This is a genomic window from Staphylococcus sp. MSU001 (assembly GCF_052976705.1).
On record NZ_JBRIKK010000005.1, the window covers coordinates 1 to 20,043 of the forward strand.

16 protein-coding genes, 1 pseudogene, 1 riboswitch and 1 other annotated feature are annotated in these 20,043 nt (G+C 31.4%); all 17 genes and pseudogenes read right to left on the reverse strand.

Annotated elements, in window-relative coordinates; translation table 11 throughout:
• Positions 1–5: 5 nt before the first annotated feature.
• The 17 genes and pseudogenes from clpX to polA all read right to left on the reverse strand — a co-directional run bounded on the left by clpX (position 6) and on the right by polA (position 19,895).
• Positions 6–1,268 (reverse strand): ATP-dependent Clp protease ATP-binding subunit ClpX, encoded by a 1,263-nt coding sequence (gene clpX, locus ACVBFA_RS03335; RefSeq protein ID WP_002487458.1) that lies wholly within the window; start codon positions 1,266–1,268, stop codon positions 6–8.
• Between the two features lie 286 nt (positions 1,269–1,554).
• Positions 1,555–2,856 (reverse strand): trigger factor, encoded by a 1,302-nt coding sequence (gene tig / locus ACVBFA_RS03340; RefSeq protein ID WP_002446643.1) that lies wholly within the window; start codon positions 2,854–2,856, stop codon positions 1,555–1,557.
• 160 nt (positions 2,857–3,016) lie between these two features.
• The gene (locus ACVBFA_RS03345; RefSeq protein WP_126122633.1) at positions 3,017–3,940 is read right to left on the reverse strand and encodes a hypothetical protein; all 924 of its coding nucleotides are present in this window, start codon (positions 3,938–3,940) and stop codon (positions 3,017–3,019) included.
• 16 nt (positions 3,941–3,956) lie between these two features.
• Positions 3,957–4,568 (reverse strand): NUDIX domain-containing protein, encoded by a 612-nt coding sequence (locus tag ACVBFA_RS03350; RefSeq protein ID WP_126122632.1) that lies wholly within the window; start codon positions 4,566–4,568, stop codon positions 3,957–3,959.
• Positions 4,569–4,987: 419 nt separating this feature from the next.
• Positions 4,988–5,344 (reverse strand): 50S ribosomal protein L20, encoded by a 357-nt coding sequence (gene rplT, locus ACVBFA_RS03355; protein ID WP_001830839.1) that lies wholly within the window; start codon positions 5,342–5,344, stop codon positions 4,988–4,990.
• Positions 5,345–5,393: 49 nt separating this feature from the next.
• The gene (gene rpmI / locus ACVBFA_RS03360) at positions 5,394–5,594 is read right to left on the reverse strand and encodes a 50S ribosomal protein L35 (protein ID WP_001830767.1); all 201 of its coding nucleotides are present in this window, start codon (positions 5,592–5,594) and stop codon (positions 5,394–5,396) included.
• 27 nt (positions 5,595–5,621) lie between these two features.
• A complete protein-coding gene (gene infC, locus ACVBFA_RS03365; RefSeq protein ID WP_001830789.1) occupies positions 5,622–6,149 on the reverse strand; it encodes a translation initiation factor IF-3 in 528 nt (175 codons plus the stop codon).
• A gap of 26 nt (positions 6,150–6,175) precedes the next feature.
• Positions 6,176–6,299, reverse strand: a sequence feature (ribosomal protein L20 leader region).
• A 56-nt stretch (positions 6,300–6,355) separates the two neighbouring features.
• Positions 6,356–7,858 (reverse strand): amino acid permease, encoded by a 1,503-nt coding sequence (locus ACVBFA_RS03370; protein WP_002457806.1) that lies wholly within the window; start codon positions 7,856–7,858, stop codon positions 6,356–6,358.
• 205 nt (positions 7,859–8,063) lie between these two features.
• A riboswitch (Lysine riboswitch) is annotated at positions 8,064–8,239 on the reverse strand.
• 47 nt (positions 8,240–8,286) lie between these two features.
• A complete protein-coding gene (gene thrS / locus ACVBFA_RS03375; RefSeq protein WP_002446647.1) occupies positions 8,287–10,224 on the reverse strand; it encodes a threonine--tRNA ligase in 1,938 nt (645 codons plus the stop codon).
• Positions 10,225–10,577: 353 nt separating this feature from the next.
• The gene (gene dnaI, locus ACVBFA_RS03380; protein WP_002487451.1) at positions 10,578–11,498 is read right to left on the reverse strand and encodes a primosomal protein DnaI; all 921 of its coding nucleotides are present in this window, start codon (positions 11,496–11,498) and stop codon (positions 10,578–10,580) included.
• Positions 11,498–12,868: a replication initiation and membrane attachment family protein gene (locus ACVBFA_RS03385; protein ID WP_126122631.1), complete on the reverse strand. Its 1,371-nt coding sequence runs from the start codon at positions 12,866–12,868 to the stop codon at positions 11,498–11,500. The genes dnaI and ACVBFA_RS03385 overlap by 1 nt, the downstream gene beginning before the upstream one ends.
• Positions 12,869–13,339 (reverse strand): transcriptional regulator NrdR, encoded by a 471-nt coding sequence (nrdR, locus tag ACVBFA_RS03390; protein WP_001830825.1) that lies wholly within the window; start codon positions 13,337–13,339, stop codon positions 12,869–12,871.
• Positions 13,340–13,858: 519 nt separating this feature from the next.
• Positions 13,859–14,884, reverse strand: coding sequence for a type I glyceraldehyde-3-phosphate dehydrogenase (gene gap / locus ACVBFA_RS03395; protein WP_126122630.1), 1,026 nt, complete (start codon positions 14,882–14,884; stop codon positions 13,859–13,861).
• A 105-nt stretch (positions 14,885–14,989) separates the two neighbouring features.
• A pseudogene (locus tag ACVBFA_RS03400) lies at positions 14,990–15,374 on the reverse strand (transposase); the annotation flags it as partial.
• A gap of 375 nt (positions 15,375–15,749) precedes the next feature.
• Positions 15,750–16,361, reverse strand: a complete 612-nt coding sequence (gene coaE / locus ACVBFA_RS03405; protein WP_126122370.1) for a dephospho-CoA kinase — start codon at positions 16,359–16,361, stop codon at positions 15,750–15,752.
• A gap of 15 nt (positions 16,362–16,376) precedes the next feature.
• Positions 16,377–17,249 (reverse strand): bifunctional DNA-formamidopyrimidine glycosylase/DNA-(apurinic or apyrimidinic site) lyase, encoded by an 873-nt coding sequence (gene mutM / locus ACVBFA_RS03410; protein WP_002446654.1) that lies wholly within the window; start codon positions 17,247–17,249, stop codon positions 16,377–16,379.
• A 15-nt stretch (positions 17,250–17,264) separates the two neighbouring features.
• Positions 17,265–19,895, reverse strand: a complete 2,631-nt coding sequence (gene polA / locus ACVBFA_RS03415; protein WP_143561730.1) for a DNA polymerase I — start codon at positions 19,893–19,895, stop codon at positions 17,265–17,267.
• Positions 19,896–20,043 lie beyond the last annotated feature (148 nt).

Sequence of the window (20,043 nt, forward strand, 5' to 3'; positions counted from 1 at the left end):
ATTTTTTAAGCAGATGTCTTATTCTTATTAATTAGATTTCCTTCTTCATCATATAATTCAGGCTCAATTTCTTCATTAATCGTTTGTTCAGTAATGACTACTTTACTTACATTTTCAGAAGAAGGTACATCATACATGATGTCAATTAATGCTTCTTCTATAATTGAACGTAATCCACGCGCTCCAGTTTTACGTTCGATTGCTTTTTCACTTATAGCAGATAGAGCTTCTTCAGAAAACTCTAATTCCACATTATCTAACTCTAGCATTTTAGTGTATTGTTTAACTAGCGCATTTTTAGGTTGAGTTAAAATATTTTTAAGTGCAGCAACATCTAAAGTTTCAAGATTAGCAACTATAGGTACACGACCAATAAATTCTGGAATTAATCCATATGATTGGAGATCCTCTGGACGAATTTGTTCCAGTAAAGCTTCTTCATCATATTTATCTGCTTCATTACTAGCAAATCCTATCACTTTTTCTCCTAAGCGTCTCTTAATGACTTCATCGATACCATCAAAAGCTCCACCTAAGATAAATAATATGTTTGTCGTATCAATTTGAATTAATTCTTGATTTGGATGCTTTCGACCACCTTGTGGCGGTACACTAGCAGTTGTACCTTCTAAAATTTTAAGCAATGCTTGTTGTACACCTTCACCAGACACGTCGCGCGTGATTGAAGTATTTTCAGATTTACGCGCAATTTTATCAATTTCATCGACATATATAATACCTTTTTCAGCTTTATCAATGTCGAAATCAGCAGCTTGAATAAGACGTAATAAGATGTTTTCTACGTCATCACCTACATAACCTGCTTCAGTTAAACTTGTAGCATCAGCAATTGCAAATGGTACATTTAGTGTTTTAGCTAGTGTTTGTGCTAATAATGTTTTACCGCTACCAGTTGGCCCAATTAATGCGATATTACTTTTTTGTAATTCAACATCGTCTTCATTTGGACCTAATTGTTGAATACGCTTATAGTGATTATATACAGCAACTGCTAATGATTTTTTGGCTTTTTCCTGACCAATGACATATTCATTGAGGTGATCCATAATTTCTTTAGGAGTTGGTAATTCCGTAAATCCTTCAGACGTATTTTGTGCTAATTCTTCTTCAACGATTTCTGAGCACAATTCAATACATTCATTACAAATATAAACGCCACTTCCTGCGACTAATTTTTTCACTTGATCTTGATCTTTACCACAGAAAGAACATTTTAAATTTTCTTCATCTTCATTGAATTTGAACATTCTTTTTTACACCCCTATTCCATAAAGACTATACTAAAAAGCATTTTACAATGCAACTTAACATATTTACAATCAAGATGCTTAAATAACTTGGAGCGGGACTGAAATCTTATTCTTAATGAATGATTTCATTGTCCCGCCCCTAAATTTCATTTAACATCAACAATAATAAATCATAATGATGCTATATTAAGTTGTCAATCTATACAATTGACACTGCCTATATTTCATTCAACTTATAGACAATTGACTAATTCAATATTAAGCATTCATTTAATGAACGATACTAGTCTTCTTTAGTAGCTTCAACATATTTCGCGTTATCTCTTAATAAATCAATAACTTTTTGAATGCGTACATCATTTTTAACAATATCTGTATTACCTAAAGTAGATTTAATATCTTCTACAGAAATGTTAAATTGCTCGCTCATTTTTTCTAATTCTTTATCAATATCTTCATCAGATACTTCAATATTTTCTTCATCAGCAATCGCAGTTAACGTTAAGTTTGTTTTAACGCGTTGTTCTGCATCGTCTTTCATTTGGTCTCTTAGTTGTTCTTCGTTTTGACCAGAGATTTGATAATATGTTTGCAAATCTAAGCCTTGTTGTTGAATTCTTTGACCAAATTCTTGAATCATACGATCTAATTCAGTATTAATCATTGCTTCAGGAATATCAATTGAAGCATTTTCTGTTGCTTTATTAATAGCTTCTTCTTTTTCAGTATTTTCCGCTTCAGTTGCTTTCTGTTCACTTAAACGTTTGCGGAGATTTTCTTTATATTCGTCCACGTTTTCAGCATCAGAATCTAATTCATTAGCGATTTCATCATTTAATTCTGGTACATCTTTGAATTTAATTTCGTTGACTTTTGTTTTAAATGTAGCTTCTTTACCAGCTAATTCTTCAGCGTGGTATTCTTCTGGGAATGTAACAACTACATCTTTTTCATCGCCAGTTTTCATTCCTTCTATTTGTTCTTCAAAGCCAGGGATGAATGATCCAGAACCAATTTCTAGGTCATAACCTTCAGCTTGTCCGCCATCAAATTCTTCACCATCAACTGAACCTGAGAAATCAATGTTTACTGTGTCACCGTTTTCAACAGCACCATCTTCTTTAACAACCATTTCAGCAAGGTGACTTAAACTATGGTCGATTGATTCTTGTAATTCTTCATCAGAAAGTTCAGTTTCTTGCTTTTCAATTTCTAATCCTTTGTAATCACCTAATTTAACTTCAGGTTCAACTGTAACTGTAGCTTCAAAAATGAAATCTTTACCTTTTTCGATTTGAGTTACATTAACTTCTGGTTGTGCAACTGGACTAATTTCTGTTTCTTCAATTGCTTCACCATAAGCTTCAGGTAATAAGATATCCACTGCATCTTGATATAGTGCTTCTACACCAAAACGTTGCTCAAAAATCGGACGAGGCACTTTACCTTTACGGAATCCAGGCACATTAATTTGTTTGACCACTTTTTTAAATGCTTGATCTAATGCTTTATTTACTTTCTCTGCAGGAACAGTAACAGTTAAAACGCCTTCATTACCTTCCTTTTTTTCCCAAGTTGCTGTCATGTATAAATACCTCCATGATTGACTAATTTATTTTTTCAACTTCCCTATTATAGCATAGGTTTTTAGCGTTAACAAACTTTGAAAACGAAGGGTTGTTCAAGTTTATTTTCAACGATTTCTATATTAAAATTCTTTTACTCAATTTGCAACAAATTAAATTTTACATTTCATTATCTAATGATTTAATGAATTGTAAAGTGTCATTGTTACAGCCATTTATATCTATACCAATTAATTGTTTGAAGTAAACATCATATGCATCTATCCAATCATCAATAGTGTATAACGACTCTATATCTATAGGATACATGAGTATAGAATGATTATTCATCATATGTTGTGCTTCTTTTAAAATATGCAGCGCTCCATCTTCTAATCTATTCATTACGACAGGAATGACCTTGTCTTTAATCGTCGTGTGCTCAATGCCACTTAAATGATTAGGATTGACATTTATCGTTTCACCATATTTATGGATTGTAATTGTATGAGAATATTCAGCAAATCTTAAATATTCCAACATTAAGCTCACTAAATTTTTAGGTAACTCTATAGAAATTAATATATTCGCTACTGATTCTTTAAAATTATAATGCCCATTATCAATAAGTTGTAATATTAAAGATGTTTGTTCACGTGTGTTAAGCGAATCAAAATCTGATAAAGATGAAGACAATGCTTCTCTATCTTCATCAAGTCTCGATATTGCATATTCTTTAAGTGGAAAAAGTTCCATTCTGGTTTTATGATTTTTAACTTCATCGATAATTTGATTAATTACTTCAACTGCTTCATAAAATTGACCTAAACCATTCAGACTTTTAATATAATATATCATCAATTCGTCATAACAGTTGAATCCACGTTTTAACAAAATAATTGCCTCTTCTCGTAACTCTAAATAAGCATTCAATTTTAAAAGCATCCGGCATTTCTTTAATGCAATATCCTCGTTAAGGTCGAAATGCTGTTCATATAAATTAAACAAATGATACATCTTTTCAAAATCTGCATTTCTTTCTGCATCATTTATTTGTTTAATCACTTTACTTTTAGACTGCGGAAAAGGTATAATATCAGCCATTAATTTAGCACTCCAATCATGATATATCTTGAAGAATTAATGCACTCCATGTTTCAAAATCCTCATAGGAATGAATGTCGCCTTGTTCTATCCATTTAATTTTTAGCGTATCAGTTTCTTTTGCTTCAACATCGTTTGATTGCACAGTGATTTTAAATACGACGCCCATATGAACTTTACCCACATCATTATCATCATCATTTATAAAACCTAAATATTCCATATTTTGAGATTTATTATTACTTAATCCTACTTCTTCTTCTAATTCTCGTTGAGCATTAACTCTTAAAACTTCATTAATTGAATCAGCTCCAGTAACATCATTCATATGACCACCAACACCGATAGATGACTGACCATGTAACCGTTCTTCCCCCCCACCAGAAAGACGCTCGTAAACAAGGATTTCTCCCTTCTCATTTTCTAGTAGGCAATATGATATTAATTGTTTAAACGATGGATCATCTTCCATATCACCACGTCTTTTCACTTCATATTTACTTAACGCGCTAAAAATTTCTTTTCCTTTGAAATTATTTTTATGTAAAAAACCATTAAAAGCATTCTCATCTTTGTTAAATAAAATATCTCTGTTTACAACAATTATTTGTTCATCAAATTTAGACATGATTATCTCCTTTTAGATATAGTATACTATCAGTCATTTTAGCAAAAATTATCATTTTTTGCGATTGAATATATGTATATGTAAAACGATAAAAGTGTCATTATATTCTTAATTAAAATAAGACACAATCTTACATTATTGATATGATGAAACTTTTAGCAAAGTAAAATTATACACCTCACTGTCATAACATGAATGAAAATTTATCTCTTATTAGTTATTGACTTCGTATATATTGATTATTTCAAAGCATGATTTGAAATAACCTAGTATTATGAAAATGACCAAATAAATAAAATATGTCCGTCATTACATCAAGGTATTGTACTCAATATTTAAGTACTTTTAAATAATATATTAACAACAAGCATATAAAAAGACCTGAGACAAAGATTATTGTCTCAAGTCTTGTATAAATATTATTTTAAAGCTTCTTTAGCTTTTGATACTAATTCAGCGAAAGCTTTGTCGTCTGAGATTGCAATTTCTGATAACATTTTACGATTAATATCAATCTCAGCTTTTTTTAATCCGTTCATTAGACGTGAGTAGCTAATGTCATGTTGACGTGCAGCTGCATTAATACGTGTTATCCATAATTTACGGAAATCACGCTTACGTTGACGACGGTCACGGAAAGCATATTGTCCTGATTTCATTACTTGTTGTTTAGCTACTTTATATAATGTATGTTTTGAACCAAAGTAACCTTTAGCTAATTTAATCGTTTTTTTACGACGTGCTCTTGTTACTGTTCCACCTTTAACTCGTGGCATAATAAATTCCTCCTTAGATGATCTCTATCGTATATATTCGTTTAAAATCTTATTTTTTGTATGCTAATAATTGTTTAACACGTTTCATATCACTTTTAGAAACTAACTTAGCTTTACGTAATTGACGTTTTTGTTTAGTATTTTTATTTGCGAATAAGTGAGATGTGAAAGCTCTAGAACGTTTTAATTGACCTGAACCAGTTCTTTTAACACGTTTAGCTGCTCCACGGTGAGTTTTCATTTTAGGCATGATTCATTTCCTCCTATAATTTAACGTTTATTTTTCGTTGATAGGCGCTAACATAATAAACATTTGACGCCCTTCCATTTTAGGCTTTTGTTCAACAGTTGCAATATCTTTACATTCATCTGCAAATTTTTCTAACACACGTTGACCAATTTCTTTATGTGTAATCGCACGACCTCTGAAACGAATTGAAACTTTACATTTATCGCCTTTAGATAAGAACTTACGTCCATTTTTCAACTTAGTTTGAAAATCATGTTCTTCAATAGTTGGGCTTAAACGTAATTCTTTAACATTAATGACTTTTTGTTTCTTCTTCATTTCTTTTTCTTTTTTCTGCTGTTCGAATTTATATTTACCATAATCCATTATTCTCGCAACAGGTGGTTTTGCATTTGGTGCTACAACAACTAAATCTAAATCAACACGTTCAGCCATTTCTAAAGCTTCACGTTTAGATTTAACACCAATTTGTTCACCATCTTGGCCTATTAAGCGTAGTTCTTTTGCACGAATTTTCTCATTAATTTGAGTTTGATCTTTTGCTATGGTTGACACCTCCCAGAAATTTACGAAATTGTTCCAAGCAAAAAGAAGAGCGAGTATAAATACCCGCTCTTCTTAGACACAATAAATGTGTAACATGATTGACCTGCCAACTGCATTAGCGTCGCCACAGGTGAGAAGCGGGTGCTTCTACTTGGTTCGTTTCGTATTCAACGTTAATAATCATATCAATATTTATTGTTTAAGTCAAACCTTTTTTAATTATTTTTATGGTGTCTTATTTCTTCCATCGAAACATCTTGCCTTAAGTCAACTTTGTTTAGAGGAATCTTTTTAGTTTTATATCTAAATTTATGGTAAAAGAAGAAAATTAAGAATACAGGAATTCCCATGTAAGTTATAAAAAATCTATTCATATCAAAGTTACCTGTTTTAATAAAATCTACATCTTGTCCAATGATAACTATTACACATAAAACACCTGCAAAAATCGGACCAAATGGGAATAACTTCGCTTTATATTTTAATTTTGATTTATCATAATTTTGTTTATCAAATGCGCGTCTAAATCTAAAGTGACTGATTGCTATACCAACCCAAGCAATAAAACCAGTCATCCCACTAGCAGCTACAATGTATTCATATGCATCTCCACTTAAATGTTGCAAAGCAAAAATAAGAATGACTAGTATTCCAGTAGCAATTAAAGATACATATGGTACCCCATTTTTATTTGTTTTTCCAAAAGAATTATAAGCTAATTTATCTCTACTCATTGAATATAACATTCTTGTTGAAGCATACATTCCAGAGTTACCTGCTGATAATACACTTGTTAATATAACAGCATTCATAAATGAAGCAGCAAATGCTAGTCCAGCGTTCTTAAATACTAATGTAAAAGGTGAAGTAGCTATACTATCACCACCGCCCATTAACGCCTTACTATCATATGGAATCAACATACCAATAATGAAAATAGCTAGAATGTAAAATAAAAGTATACGCCAAAATACCTGTTTAATCGCTTTTGGAACTGCCCTTTCTGGATTTTCAGATTCACCTGCTGTAATACCAATAAGTTCAGTTCCTTGGAATGAGAAGCCTGCGACTAGAAATACACCGAGAATTGATAGCAAGCTGCCACCTAAATTCCCACCTAGTATTGGCCCATCTCCTTTTGTAAACGTATCAAATCCTACAAATTCTCCACCCATAATTCCTAAAATAGTTAAGATACCAATTCCTATAAATATGATGACTGTAACTACTTTGATAAGTGCGAACCAATATTCACTCTCTCCATATACTCTAACAGATAAAGAATTAAGCGCGAAAATAATAATAAGGAAGATACAACTCCAGACCCAAGCTGGTATACCTTGCATAGGGGACCAATATTGTATAACTTGCGCTGCAATAGTAACATCAGCTGCTACTGTAATCACCCAGTTAAACCAATAATTCCATCCTAAAGCAAATCCTAGTGAAGGATCAACAAAGCGTGTAGCATAAGTACTAAATGAACCTGACACAGGCAAATATGTCGCCATCTCCCCTAACGACGTCATTAGAAAAAACACCATCGCTCCAATAACTGCATAGGCAATCAAAGCGCCCAATGCACCTGCGTCATGTATAGCTCCACCAGAAGTCATGAATAGACCAGTTCCTATACATCCCCCAATGGCAATCATTGAAATATGTCTATCTTTTAACCCTCTTTGAACACCGTCAATTTGTTTATTATTCTTATTCATAGAAGCTCCCTTTCCTTCATAAGTAGAGGCTAACTTGTTACCACATCAATGCATATCATTGTTGTAGATAAATTTGGTATAGATGATATAAAAGTGAAATGATATTAATATCATTTTACTTTTATATCACTTATCTTTATATCTGTATCAATAATGTGAAAAGTGGTTACATACCTTTAAGATATGCAACCACTTAAGTTTATCTATATAAGGTAGCACATCACATAAAGTGACAGTACAACTTCTATTCGAAAGTTGTCCCAACAATGCTAACTTATGGAATTAACATCATTTCGGCATTATTACCTTTCGCTTATTCAACACTTGTCCCATACGACTTCTGATAAGTTAGTCATTAATAATGCAACCTCTAACTCTATTTATTATATTAATTTGTAATATACATGATATCCTTTATATTTTCAAGTTTATCTATGCTTTTTTAAACGGATTTCATCAATAACATTCCAAATAAATTCATCTTTTTCAACTGATTCTTGTTTTTCAGAACCATATTTTCTTACATTTACTTCTTGATTCTCTACTTCTTTGTCACCTACAACAATCTGATAAGGTATTTTTTTCATTTGAGCTTCACGAATTTTATATCCCATTTTTTCATTACGATCATCAATTTCAACGCGAACACCTTGCGATTTTAGTTCATCTTGTAAAAGTCTAGCATAATCATAATGTAAATCTACATTTACAGGAATAATTTCAACTTGCATTGGCGCCAACCAAGTTGGAAATGCACCTTTTGTTTCTTCAGTTAAAAATGCAACAAAACGTTCCATAGTAGAAACTACACCACGGTGTATAACTACAGGACGATGTTGTTCTCCATCTTGACCAATGTACGTTAAGTCAAAACGTTCTGGTAAAAGAAAATCAAGTTGTGCTGTTGATAAAGTTTCTTCTTTTCCCATTGCTGTTTTTACTTGAACATCTAACTTAGGCCCATAGAATGCTGCCTCACCAATGGCTTCTTCGTATGTTAAACCTAATTCATCTGATGCTTCTTTAAGCATTGATTCAGCTTTTTCCCACATTTCATCATCATCAAAATACTTGTGTTTATCTTCAGGATCTCTATAACTCAATCTGAAGCGATAATCTTCAAAACCAAAATCTTTGTATACATCTTGAATCATATTAACTACACGTTTAAATTCTTCCTTAATTTGGTCAGGTCTAACAAAAATATGCGAATCATTCAATGTCATTCCTCGAACGCGTTGTAAACCTGATACTGCACCACTTGCTTCGTAACGATGCATAGTACCCAATTCAGCAATACGTATAGGCAATTCGCGATAAGAATGGGGTTTATTTTTATAAATCATCATATGATGTGGACAGTTCATTGGTCTTAAGACCATAGCTTCGTCTTCATCTAACTTCATTGCTGGGAACATATCTTCTTGATAATGATCCCAGTGACCAGATGTTTTATATAAATCAACATTGGCTAATACTGGTGTGTAAACATGATCGTATCCCATACTTACTTCTTTATCGACAATATAACGTTCTATTTCCCTACGTATTGTAGCACCATTCGGTAACCATAACGGTAAACCAGCACCAACGAGTTGATTATTTGTAAACAATTCTAAATCTTTACCAATTTTACGATGATCACGCTCACGACGTTCTTCCAACATTTTTAGATGTGCTTTCAAATCTTTTTTGTCAAAGAAGGCTGTACCATAAATTCGTTGTAACATTTTATTATCACTATTTCCACGCCAATAAGCACCAGCTGTAGATAATAGTTTGAACTCTTTAATTTTAGAAGTTGAAGGTACATGTACGCCTCGACAAAGATCAGTAAATTCACCTTGTGTATAAAGTGTTACACTCTCATCATCAGGAATTGCATCAATAAGTTCTAATTTATAAGGATCATCCTTAAAGAAGTCTTTTGCTTCTTCTTTACTAACTACTTCTCTTACAATTTTATGATTTTCGTTCACAATTTGTTTCATTGTTTTCTCAATTTTATCAAAATCATCTGATGAAACCTTATCATCCATATCAAAATCATAATAGAATCCGCCTTCTATTACAGGACCAACACCAAATTTAACGTCACCGTATAAACGTTTTAATGCTTGTGCCATTAAATGAGCTGTTGAATGACGAAGTACTTCTAACGCTTCTTCACTCCCAGGCGTAATAATTTCAATAGTTCCATCTTGTTCTAAAGGGCGTGTTAAATCGACAAGTTGACCATTGAATTTTCCCGCAACTGCCTTTTTTCTTAATCCTGGACTAATTGATTGAGCGATGTCTTCTGTAGTAGTCCCTTTATCAAATTCTTTTGTATTACCATCTGGAAATTGAATATTAATTTGATTCATATGTTATCCTCCTATTTAATAAAACATCTGATCGTTGGCTTATTGAATAAATTGACTTTACTGAGCATAAAAAAACTCGCCCCCTAGCAAGGGACGAGTTTGTCGTGGTACCACCCTAGTTAAGTATATGAAAAACATGCGTGACCAGTCATATACTATACTCTACATAAGATAACGGTCTTGAGCCGGATATTCATTACAAATATCAATAATAACGAAGTAGTAATAATTTAATGTGTTAGCCATATTCTCATCAGTTAATGACTTTCTGTGTAACAGAGATTAAATTATCGTATCTTCAATAGTTTCAACGATTAAGATTTATCTCTATTATACACCACATACTTTAAAATTCAATTGTTTCTATAATTTTTGCCAGTCAAATAATAAGGTGACGATAAAGTTTTAATTCTTTCAATAATTCTAGCTGCTTTAGTCTTTTCAGTGCCATCTCTAGTTATTGAAAGATGATGCTCAAGTTCACTATAATTAAAATTAGAACTAAAAAATGTAGGAAGTTCATGTACCATTCTATAATGTAATAAAGGACCAATCACTTCATCTCTTACCCACGGTGTGACTTCTTCTGCGCCAATGTCATCTAACATCAAAATATTAGCTTCTCTCACACGTTGTAATTTTTTTTCAAAACTACCGTCTTTAAAACCACCTTTTAAAGTGCGTATAAATTCTGGTAAATATACAATAGTTGATGAAATCTTTTGCGATTTAAGTTGATTTGCAATAGCACCCAATATGAATGATTTTCCTGTACCAAAAGGCCCATATAAATATAATCCTTTTACTTTTTCATCATTAGTAATTGCTGTACAGATTTTGTCAGCTGCCATTGCTACATCAAGTCTCTCTCGATTATTCATATAAATATCTTTTAGCTTTGCATGAAGTGTATCTCTTTGCATATGGTGAGATATAATAAGTTGTGAATCGAATCGTTCCTCATCATGTTTTATTTTACACGGGCAAGGTAGATATCTAATTTTGATTCTTTCATTTTCGATATATAGTTCAGGAACATGTCCTTTTACAAAATTCGGACAATCATCATAGCGATGTCCATCATAGACTTTTTGTTGGTCTTTATACTCTTGAAGAACATTTAAATCTTCGTCTATCATCTCATTAGTTATATGACTACGATTTCTCTCAAGAAAATGTTTAACGTCAGGATCATTAATCACATTTTGTTTTATTTTTTGTATACGTTTATCTAGATTTTGAGAATCGCCCATGATATTTCTGAAACTTTTCATTAATTATCTTCCTCCTTCCACTTTTGATTTAACTTTTCAAGAAATGCTTGTCGATCTTCTTCGAGAGTGTCATCATTTATATCTTTATTATCTTCTTGATTGTCCCTATTTTGAAGCCATTTAGGCGTCTTTTCTTTGGATAAAAATTGATTTTGTCTTCCACGATTGTTCTGCCGTTTATCATTAGAATGTGTTTCATAATTTTTAGTTTGATTAACTTGTAATGCGTATTCATATGCTTGTTTGGCATTTGAAATACCAATTTTCTTCCAGTTAGAAGCAATTTCGAAAATATAAGATTTTGGCAACTTCATATCTTCTTTTAGCATAACAAACTGTAAAAGTATATTGATTACACCAAAATTCATTTTTTCACGGTTAATCAATTCTTCTATCATACTTTTTTGCGACTGTGTAGGTTCTGAATCAGACCAACTTGCTAACATATCAATCGGACTTGTTTCATCTAGCAGTTGTAACCAATCATTTGTAGTATCTTTTGCGTGTCGATCTTTTTTTTCATCGTTAGTTTTATGTGTTTGATGCTCTAATTTAGGCAATTGATTATCATGTTCAATCAGATAATAAGTTCTAGCTTGCTTACGCATTTCTTCAAAAGATAACTGTTGTGCACTGGTAATGGAGCTTAATATAACATTTTTCATGCCATCTTCAGTAATCCCATAAAGCGTCGCAAGTTGTATAATCAAATTCTTAGCTTCTTTATCGATAATTTCATTACTAATAAAATGATGGTTCAACATCTGTCTCAACATTTCAAAATCAAAAGTTTCATTAGATAAATCTATGCCATTATAATGTTTGATTTGCTTTAAATTAATTTGATCTGAAACATTGACCTTTTTAGGTACATTGAATACTTCTGTAAATTTTCTAGTGGTCTGTTGATATTTGCTTAAATCTTTCTCATCTTTTTCGAAATAAGATTTAAGTGCTTGATAACGCTTTTTATCAACCTCACTAAATAAAAATACTGATAACATAGGATCATTAAAAAATTGATAGGCTGTTGGAGGCTGAATTAACTCATAAACAAAGTGAGAATACTTTTCTTCATGCCTTACAAATGTTTTAATCAATCCAATAGCCTCTAAATTGTCCATTTGCTCCCTAAAATCTAATAAGTTAATTTTTAGTTCATTCATGAATATATAATGCGTTAACCCGAGTTGTTGACTTTCGTCTATGAATTGACTCATAAAATGATAGAGTCCTATTGATTCAACTCCAATTAAAGGGGTAAATAGTCGATTTAAAATATCTAAATGTTGTGAGGTGAATTCGAAATGTGTAATCACCTCAAATCCATCTTGTGGTTTTAGACCATATTCATAGGTTTGTAACCCCATCTATTTATCACTCCGTTTATTATCACTCAAGATACCTTGCATTGACTCTAAGAGTTGATCAACATCTTTGAATTCTTTATATACAGATGCAAATCTTACATAAGAAACTTGGTCAACATGCATTAATAAATTCATAACATGCTCGCCAATTTCTCTAGAAGAAATTTCAGTTTGTCCTTCATCTCTAAGTTGCCACTCCACTTTATTAGTTATGTCTTCAAGTTGTTGATAACGCACTGGTCGTTTCTCGCAAGATCTTACTAAACCATTTAATATTTTTTCTCTTAAAAATTGTTCTCTAGTTCCATCTTTCTTCACTACTATTAATGGACTTACTTCAATATGTTCAAATGTTGTAAAACGCGTTCCGCAATTTTCACATTCTCTTCTACGTCTAATCGCATTGGCCTCATCTGCATGTCTAGAATCAACCACTCTGGAATGTGTAGAATTACATTTTGGGCATTTCATATATATCACCCTCCCAAGTTTGATCACCGTACATTATACTATAAAAGTACTGTGTAAAAAAGAAAGGTCAATTACAACTATAAATGAAAGAATGTAATGATACATTGATAACACCACTATGTGTAAAAAAGGAAAATATATCTTATAAATAAAGGTTTTAGTGTACTATGTTATTTATTAAAAATATTACATTTTAACGTGATTAAACATATTAAATGAATTTCAATCATTTAAATGTACTATACAATTTTATAAATACGACCAAAAGTACCATTATTAAATTATAATTTGAAAGATGATTCGTTAAAATCACCTCATTTCAAAATCATCTCAACTTGATTAATAAATAATGACTATGGATCATTTTTCTATAAAGAAAGTATCTAGTAATATGTCTAAAGCTAATTGGTTATCTATAATAACATCAATGATGCTTCAACTTTGTTTAGGGCTATTTGTATATAAATAAACCTGAGATAATATGGCTATCTCAGGTTTAGTGCAAGTATAAATATTCAATTAAATGGCTTTTACCATTGCTTTATCATCAATTAATTGTCCAATTTTGTCAGCTACTTCAACAACTCTATTCGAATAACCCCATTCATTATCATACCAAACGATAACTTTCACCTTATTTTGTCCCATAACCATCGTAGATTGAGAATCAATAATAGCTGAATGAGGATTTGTGTTAAAGTCTACAGAAACTAAAGGAGCTTCTTCAACATCAAGAACACCTGTTAAATCGGCATTTTTAAATGCGTCATTAACTTGTGTAACTGTAACATTCTGTTCTAAATCAACAACTAAATCAACGAGAGAGACATTTTTTGTTGGTACTCTTAAAGCCATTCCATGAAGTTTACCTTCAACTTCAGGCAATACTTCTTTAAGTGCTTTAGCAGCACCTGTTGACGTTGGAATAATACTTTCATTACAAGAACGTGCTCTTCTTAAATCTTTGTGTGGATTATCAATATTTTTTTGATCATTTGTTATCGCATGAACTGTTGTCATCAGACCATTTATGATTCCAAATTTATCATTGAGGACTTTTGCAACTGGACCGATACAATTAGTAGTACAAGATGCATTACTAAAGATATCGTATGTATCAATATCAAGTTGATTATCATTGACTCCTTTAACAATCATTTGAACGTCTCCACCTTTAGACGGTCCAGTGAGTAATACCTTTTTAGCACCTGCATTAATATGAGCAACTGCTTTATCTCCATGATTAAATTTACCTGTCGCTTCTATAACAACATCAATATCCATCTCATTCCATGGTAAATTTTCTGGATTGCGATCAGAAAGTAATTTAATTTCATGTCCATTCACTTTAATACCACTTTCTATCGGTTCAACTTTTTTATCATAAACTCCATGCGTCGTATCATAATTAAGTAAATGTGCAATTGTTTCAGGTGGATAACTAGCGTTAATCGCTTTCACATTTAAATTTTTATTATTTAGTGCTATTCGTAACACCATTCTACCTATTCTACCCATACCGTTAATTGCAATATTCGTTGCCATTCAAAGCACCCCTTGTTTTATATGTTATACTTTATGGAAATAGTATAACATATTCAATTTTAAATGAAAGCGTTTACTGACAAATTTATCTATAAATATAAATTAAGCTTTATCATTTATAAGATTTTGATTCAAACATTGACTATGGAATTGAATAAATAAGGATTCTAATAAAACATCTACTTTTGTATTTACTCTATATCGATTAATCGTTTTATAAGAAGAATTTTGAATTTGTGAAAACCACATCATTCGAATACTATCATCAAGAAATTTTTCTACCCGAAAATACAGATTATGTGTAGGCATAAAACACTACTTTCAACATCATATTAGGATGCTATAATGTTGCGCAACGATGCGGTCTGAATTCAGTATCGGGAATTGTTTCAACAATATCATTCGCATATTGTGACATATCATGTGTGGGAATATGTACTGAAGTTTCCTTTAGTAAAGTAAATTGAGTCATATTATAATCTTTATACATAAGGTACCTCGTTAATTTAGTTTAGTGGTATTTGTTAAATTATACGAAAGGACCTTATTTTTGAAAGTATTTCAATGTTAAATTACATATAAATACAAAGTATTTGGGCGAAACTCATGAGAAGATAGGACAAGCTAAAGACTACAGGATGAAGCTGTCCCCTAAGAAAGCGAGCCAACAATACGAAGTATTGTAAATAAAGAAGCCAGTAAATGAATTTATAAAAACTCATTTACTGGCTATTTTGCTAGGAATTATGTCCCAGCCTAATTTGTGGCTCTAATTGTTAGTATTTAATATGTAATTATTTATTTATAATACATACACTTAGTGATAACAATATAAAAGCATTCTATACGATTTTCATTATATTTACTATTCACTCTCAGATTGAATATACCCTTCTTCTTCAAGTAATTTTTGTAAATTTTGTTTAAGTTCTAATTTATCACCTAGATTATCTATCACATGATCTGCCATCCTACTTTTTTTATCTATAGATATTTGACTATATACACGTGCTTTTGCATCTTCTAATGATAAATTATTCCTTTCCATTAAACGATCGATTTGAATACTTTCAGAAGTGTAAACCACCCAAACTTCATCTACAGTATCTTGTAATTCATTTTCGTACAACAATGGGATATCCATAATTACATGATATCCATGTTCTAGATAATTGTTTTTCTCTTGTTCCATTATCTCTCTTACAATAGGATGAACTATTTCATTAAGAGCCTCGCGTAAGTCAGGATGATTAAAAACAATCTCTCCTACATATTGACGATTCATCTCACCATTTTCGTCAATTGCTTCTTCCCCAAAAATCTCTTTAACTTGTTCAAGTCCCTTAGATCCTTTTTTAACTGCTTCGCGTGAAGCAATATCAGCATCTACTATTTTAAACCCATATGCTGTTAATAATTCTGAAACAGTTGATTTTCCAGTGGCAATACCACCTGTTACCCCAATCACTTTAGACATTATTTCACTCTTCCTTTATCTCTGACAGTTTGGACAAAAATGACTATTTCTTCCAGCTATCACTTTTGTTTCAATCGAATGACCACAAACCTTGCACTTTTTTTGTTTATATACATTTAAATGTAATTGCATTTGTCCTGTTTTACCATCTGCGTGCCTATAATCTGAAATACTAGTACCTCCATATTTTATACCCTCTTCTAAAACTTCTCGAACATAATAAAAGAGAGATTTTCTTTCTTGTTTAGTGAGTGAATTTGTAATTTTATCCGGAGTAATACCAGCTCTGAATAAAGCTTCACAGGCATAGATATTTCCAGCTCCTGCTATAACACGATGATCAAGAATCGTTTGTTTTATTGGTTTGTTCTTATATTTTTTCAAAGTCAAACATTCTAAATAGTGTTCAAATGCCACCTCTTCAAATGGTTCTGGAGCGATTTCTAATAAAGAGGGATAACTATCAAAATTGACTATATTTCTGATTTCTCCAAACCGTCTGATATCAGAATAGACTAATTTTTGATCATTATCCAAATCGAAAATGACTTGCCAATGCTTTCGATAATTCGGTGTACTTATCTCATCAAGGTTATTAACAACGAAAAAACCGCCTGCCATACCTAAATGACTAACTAAGATTCTGTCTTCGTCATGATAGGCTATATAAAATATAATGTACTTACTTCTTCTTTCAACTTTTTTTATAACATAACCTTCAGTAAGTTTTTTAAAAGTATCTAATTCCATACCTTTTATAATCGTCTCACGGTGATTATTCTTACCGTTAATTACATTTTTTGCAAAAGTTACTTTCTCTATTTTTGCACTTTTTATTAATGGCTCAATACCTCTTTTAACATGTTCAACTTCAGGTAGTTCAGGCATGATATTATCCTTTCTTTATTTAGCATCGTACCATGTTGCACCATAATTAGAATCTACTTTTAAAGGTACATCAAGCACTAATGCTTGTTCCATAATTTCTTCTACAAATTTACTAAAATCTTCTACTTCTGATTTTGGTATTTCAAATATGAGTTCATCATGAACTTGTAATAATAACTTAGCATGATATTTAGTTTCTTTAATCTTTTCACTGAATTTAACCATTGCTAATTTTATTATGTCAGCCGCACTACCTTGAATGGGCGTATTCATTGCTGTTCTTTCTGCAAAACTTCTTAAATTAAAGTTTCTACTTGTTATATCAGGAATGTATCGACGACGATGAAGTAGTGTTTCTACATAACCTTGTGCTTTTGCATCTTTAACAATGTCAGACATATATTGTTTTACACCTGGAAAACTAGCTAAATAATCATCAATAAATGCTTTAGCTTTTTTTCTAGTGATACCCAAGCTCTGACTCAATCCATAATCGCTGATGCCGTAAACAATACCAAAGTTAACAGCTTTTGCTTGACGTCTCATTAAACTATCAACCTGATCAGATTCAACATTAAATACTTTCATTGCTGTTGCAGTGTGAATATCATGTCCGTTTATAAATGCATGTTTTAAACTTTCATCTTGCGTGATATGCGCAAGTACACGTAACTCAATTTGTGAATAATCAGCAGATAAAATCACACTATCCTTAGAAGTTGGTTTAAAGGCCTTTCTAATCTTTCTTCCTTCTTCTAATCGTATAGGTATATTTTGTAAATTAGGATCTACACTAGATAATCTACCAGTTTGAGCAAGCGTTTGATTAAAACGTGTGTGAATTCTGTGATCTTTGCTTATTACTTTTTGTAATCCCTCTACATACGTAGATTGCAACTTAGAAAGTTGTCTATATTCTAAAATATCATCTATAATAGGATGCTCACCTTGTAGTTTTTCTAATACATCTACAGCTGTTGAATAGCCCGTTTTGGTCTTCTTAATGACAGGCAATTGTAATGTTTCAAATAAAACAACACCTAATTGTTTAGGAGAATTTATATTAAATGCTTCACCAGCAGACTCATGAATATTGGAAATTAATACATCTAATTTTTTTTGAATTTCGAATTCCATTTCTTTCAAATCATTGATATCGATATATATACCAATTTCTTCCATTTCACTTAAAATTCTTGCTAATGGTAATTCTAAATCTTTCAACAGTTCAATTTGATTATAATCTTCTAACTGTGATTTCATGATTGGAGTTACAGCTGATATAGCTTCTGTCACGGAAGCAATGTGTTCGTTTAAAATTGATTCTTCAGGTATATGATGTTTCTTACCTTTCCCAAAAATTGTAATATTATCTTTTACATAATTTTGTCCATATAAACTTACAACAGATTTAACGTCATCAATAGAACGTGATGGGTCAATAATATAGCTTGCTAACATAACATCAAATTCAATATTTTCTATATTAATCCCTAATCGATGAGCAGATACATAAGTCTTTTTTGCATCATAGACAATTTTGGTTGTATTTTTATCTTCAAGCCATCGAACTAAATTTTTATAATTCTTTACATCATCAGCATTTATTACTACATGTTGATGATTTGTATAAAAACCAAATTTGAGAATAGCGTCTTTAAGATAATTAGTACCTTCAAGTTCAAAATGTATTACCGCTTCATTTAAATCATTCAAATCTACATTTTGAAAGTCTTGCTCAATTTCAAAAGTTTTATCTATAACTTCTTCATTATTAGAAGGTGTGTCTATATCTGCTAGTAGCTGTTTAAATTCTAGCTTTTTAAATAGTTCAATTTTTTCTGCAGTGTCGTCTTGAAGAGTTAATTTTGTATCTTCTAATGATACTTCAATCGGACTGTGAACATTGATTGTTGCTAAATCTTTACTCATTAAGGCATCAGCTTTACTATTAATGAGTTTTTCTTTTAATTTTTTTGCAGTAACCTCCTCAATATGTTCATAGACCCCTTCTACTGACTCAAATTGATTAAGTAATTTAATTGCCGTCTTTTCGCCGACACCAGCGACTCCAGGAATATTGTCAGAGGTATCCCCCATTAGACCTTTCATATCGATAATTTGTTTCGGCACTAACCCCTGATATTTCTCTGCTATAAATTCAGGTGTATAATGATCAACGTCGGTAACACCTTTTTTTGTATAATATATTGTAACATTATCAGTGGCTAATTGAGTTAAGTCTCTATCACCTGTAATGATAATGGTTTCAAAATCAGCTTCATCAGCTTGTCTACTTAATGTTCCTATAATGTCATCAGCTTCATAATTATCAAGTTCATATCTTTTAATATGATACGCATCTAATAGTTGACGAATATATGGAAATTGTTCACTTAGTTCAGGTGGAGTTTTTTGACGACCACCTTTATATTCACTGTACTTAGAATGTCTGAAAGTCGTTTTACCTGCATCAAATGCAACTAAAAAATGATTCGGTTTTTCTTCTTTAATTATTTTTTCTAAAAGCATAGCAAAGCCGTAAACTGCATTTGTATGAATACCTGCATGGTTTGAAAGTAAAGGAAGAGCATAAAACGCTCTAAAGCTTAAACTATTACCATCTATTAATACTAATTTATTCAAAATACGTAACCTCCAGAACAGATTTACATATATTTTAGCATATATACAAATACATAACGAGTAAGCGAGTTTAGTACTCACTACGCATTAACTATTACTAATAGTTAACTTATAAATGCTAAAAAAATATTAAGTTAAATGATTCTTA

Coding starts and splice junctions, on each gene's coding strand:
- clpX (WP_002487458.1), bottom strand. CDS start 1,268: ATGTTCAAATTCAATGAAGATGAAGAAAATTTAAAATGTTCTTTCTGT.
- tig (WP_002446643.1), bottom strand. CDS start 2,856: ATGACAGCAACTTGGGAAAAAAAGGAAGGTAATGAAGGCGTTTTAACT.
- ACVBFA_RS03345 (WP_126122633.1), bottom strand. CDS start 3,940: ATGGCTGATATTATACCTTTTCCGCAGTCTAAAAGTAAAGTGATTAAA.
- ACVBFA_RS03350 (WP_126122632.1), bottom strand. CDS start 4,568: ATGTCTAAATTTGATGAACAAATAATTGTTGTAAACAGAGATATTTTA.
- rplT (WP_001830839.1), bottom strand. CDS start 5,344: ATGCCACGAGTTAAAGGTGGAACAGTAACAAGAGCACGTCGTAAAAAA.
- rpmI (WP_001830767.1), bottom strand. CDS start 5,594: ATGCCTAAAATGAAAACTCACCGTGGAGCAGCTAAACGTGTTAAAAGA.
- ACVBFA_RS03370 (WP_002457806.1), bottom strand. CDS start 7,858: ATGAATAAGAATAATAAACAAATTGACGGTGTTCAAAGAGGGTTAAAA.
- thrS (WP_002446647.1), bottom strand. CDS start 10,224: ATGAATCAAATTAATATTCAATTTCCAGATGGTAATACAAAAGAATTT.
- dnaI (WP_002487451.1), bottom strand. CDS start 11,498: ATGAAAAGTTTCAGAAATATCATGGGCGATTCTCAAAATCTAGATAAA.
- ACVBFA_RS03385 (WP_126122631.1), bottom strand. CDS start 12,868: ATGGGGTTACAAACCTATGAATATGGTCTAAAACCACAAGATGGATTT.
- nrdR (WP_001830825.1), bottom strand. CDS start 13,339: ATGAAATGCCCAAAATGTAATTCTACACATTCCAGAGTGGTTGATTCT.
- gap (WP_126122630.1), bottom strand. CDS start 14,884: ATGGCAACGAATATTGCAATTAACGGTATGGGTAGAATAGGTAGAATG.
- coaE (WP_126122370.1), bottom strand. CDS start 16,361: ATGTCTAAAGTGATTGGGGTAACAGGTGGTATTGCCACTGGAAAATCA.
- mutM (WP_002446654.1), bottom strand. CDS start 17,249: ATGCCTGAACTACCTGAAGTTGAACATGTTAAAAGAGGTATTGAGCCA.